This window comes from Sphingomonas sp. Leaf412, assembly GCF_001425405.1.
Classification (GTDB): domain Bacteria; phylum Pseudomonadota; class Alphaproteobacteria; order Sphingomonadales; family Sphingomonadaceae; genus Sphingomonas.
On the sequence record NZ_LMQP01000001.1, the window covers coordinates 501,057 to 503,581 of the forward strand.

Annotated in this window: 1 protein-coding gene; it reads left to right on the top strand. The window is 73.0% G+C overall.

From position 1 onward, the window contains the following. The coding region (gene pheT / locus ASG29_RS02285; RefSeq protein ID WP_082515559.1) for a phenylalanine--tRNA ligase subunit beta at nucleotides 1-2,355 on the top strand (2,355 nt) is incomplete at its 5' end. Nucleotides 2,356-2,525: the final 170 nt, after the last annotated feature.

The window sequence follows — 2,525 nt, forward strand, 5'->3', positions numbered from 1 at the left end:
CTCTCCTGGCTCCACGACCACCTCGACACCGACGCGTCCGCCGACGCGATCGTCGACGCGCTGACCCGCGTCGGGCTGGAGGTGGAGGGGGTCGAGAATCCCGCGGCGAAGCTGGACGGCTTCCGCGTCGCGCGCGTCCTGACGGCGGAACCGCATCCGCAGGCGGACAAGCTGCAATTGCTGTCGGTCGATGCCGGGGACGGCCCGATGCAGGTCGTGTGCGGCGCGCCCAATGCGCGCGCGGGGCTGGTCGGCGTGTTCGGCCTGCCCGGCGCGACCGTCCCCGCCAACGGCATGGTCCTGCGCGTCGCCGCGATCCGCGGGGTCGAATCGAACGGCATGATGTGCTCGACCCGCGAGCTGGAACTGGGCGACGAGCATGACGGCATCATCGAACTGCCCGCCGATGCGCCGGTCGGCACCGCGTTCGCAGATTACGCCGGGCTGACCGATGCGGTCATCGACGTATCGGTCACCCCGAACCGCCCCGATTGCATGGGCGTACGCGGCATCGCGCGCGATCTCGCCGCCTTCGGGCTGGGCACGCTGAAGCCGCTGGCGGCCGAACCCGTCACGGGCGAGGGCGCGGGCCCCGACGTGCGCACCGACGATCCCGCCGGCTGCCCCGCCTTCTACGCGCAGGGCGTGTCGGGCGTCCGCAACGGCGCCGCGCCCGAATGGATGGCGAAGCGGCTGCGCGCGATCGGGCAGAAGCTGATCAGCGCGCTGGTCGACATCACCAATTACGTCTCGGTCGACCTCGGCCGTCCCCTCCACGTCTACGACCGCGCGAAACTGTCGGGCGCCCTCGTCGCGCGAAAGGCGCGTGACGGCGAGCAGGTGCTGGCGCTCAACGGCCGTACCTATGCGCTGACCGACGCCATGACCGTCATCGCCGACGACGCGGCGGTGCACGACATCGGCGGCATCATGGGCGGCGAGGAATCGGGCGTGTCCGACGCGACCACCGACGTCGTCATCGAATGCGCGTATTTCGATCCCGAGGGCATCGCGCGCACCGGGCAGAAGCTGCAACTCGCCAGCGACGCGCGCACGCGGTTCGAACGCGGCGTCGACCCCGCCTTCCTCGACGCGGGCCTCGCGATCGCGACGCGGCTGGTCCTCGACGCGTGCGGCGGCACCGCGACCGGCGTCACGCGCAGCGGCACGCCCCCGCTGGCGACGCGCAGCTACGCCTATGACGTGGCGAAGGCGGAGACGCTGGGCGGCCTCGCCATCCCCGCGGACCGCCAGCGCGCGATCCTCGAATCGCTCGGCTTCGCCGTGGGCGACGACTGGCATGTGACCCCCCCGACCTGGCGCCCCGATATCGACGGCACCGCCGACCTGGTCGAGGAAGTGATCCGGATCGAAGGCCTGGACAAGGTCGCGCCGGTGCCGCTGCCCCGCACCCCCGGCGTCGCGCGCCCGACCGCGACCCCGCTCCAGAAGCTGGAACGCCGCGCCCGCCGCGCCGCCGCGGCGCGCGGGCTGGACGAGGCGGTGACGTGGAGCTTCATTCCGCAGGCGCAGGCCGAGCTGGTCGGCGGGGCCGCCTGGACCGTCGCGAACCCGATCAGCGAGGAGCTGAAGGTCATGCGCCCCTCGCTCCTCCCCGGGCTGCTGTCCGCCGCGGCGCGCAACCTGCGCCAGGGCGCGGACGGCGTCCGGCTGTTCGAACTGGGTCGCCGCTATCTGGCCGACGGCGAGCGCGTGACGCTGGGCGTCGTGCTGGCGGGCGACCGCACCGCGCGCGGCTGGCGCGACGGGAAGGCCACGGGCTTCGACGCCTATGACGCCAAGGCGGAGGCGGTGGCGCTGCTGGCCGCCGCGGGCGCGCCGGTCGACAATCTGTCGGTGATGGGGGAGGCGGGCGCCGCCTTCCACCCCGGCCGCTCGGGCACGCTTAGGCTGGGGCCGAAGGCGGTGCTGGCCGCGTTCGGCGCGCTGCATCCCGGCATGGCGAAGGCGTTCGACCTGCCCGCGGGCGTCGCCGCGGTCGAACTGTATCTAGACGCGATCCCAGCCCGGCGCGGCAAGGACGGCTTCGCGCGCAGCCCCTACGCCCCGCCCGCGCTCCAGCCCGTCCGCCGCGACTTCGCCTTCGTCATGCCCTCTGCCGTGACCGCCGAGACGCTGATCCGCGCGGTGAAGGGCGCGGACAAGGCCGCGATCGTGCGCGCACGCGTGTTCGACGTGTTCACCGGCACCGGGGTCGAGCCGGGCCACAAGTCCGTGGCGCTGGAGGTGATCCTCCAGCCCGGCGAGAAGAGCTTCACCGAGGCCGACTTGAAGGGCATCGCCGACAAGGTCGTCGCCGCCGCCGCGAAGCAGGGCGCGGTGCTGCGGGGCTGAGCCGCCCTACCTCCGTTCGCCCTGAGCGTAGTCGAAGGGCATGTGCATAGGCTTCGACGACGCTCAGCCCGAACGGAGGTTGGGAGGGGCGCGGCCGGCAGTACCAGTTTTCCCGCGAAAGCGGGAATCCAGGGCGACGCAGAACGACGACCATGACCCCGCCCCCCCCC